1 protein-coding gene is annotated in these 251 nt (G+C 64.1%); it reads left to right on the top strand.

Annotated features, from left to right (window positions below):
• Positions 1-251 (top strand): type VI secretion system tube protein Hcp (locus GWG65_RS40390; RefSeq protein WP_275200944.1); only part of this gene is annotated, 251 nt, incomplete at both ends.

The following is a 251-nucleotide window of genomic DNA, read 5'->3' as shown; positions in this document are numbered from 1 at the left end:
TTTGACGTCAGCGCACTGATCAGCGCCACCAGCGGCGGCGGCACGTCCAAGCCGACCTTCTCGCCGCTCACCGTCGATCTCGATCTCAATTCGGGCCTGACCGCGCTGCTCAAGGACGTCGCCACCGGCAAGCACATTCCCGCGATCGAGCTGCAGGGCATCAGCATCGACGGCCGCACCGTCTATGACCTCAAGCTCGGCGACGTCACGCTGACCAGCTATCACGACAGCAACACCGGCCACGACATGCT

It is taken from the genome of Bradyrhizobium sp. CSA207 (assembly GCF_029051685.1).
Classification (GTDB): domain Bacteria; phylum Pseudomonadota; class Alphaproteobacteria; order Rhizobiales; family Xanthobacteraceae; genus Bradyrhizobium.
The sequence above is the reverse complement of the archived record's forward strand: the minus strand, read 5'-3'. Positions and strand labels throughout refer to the sequence as shown.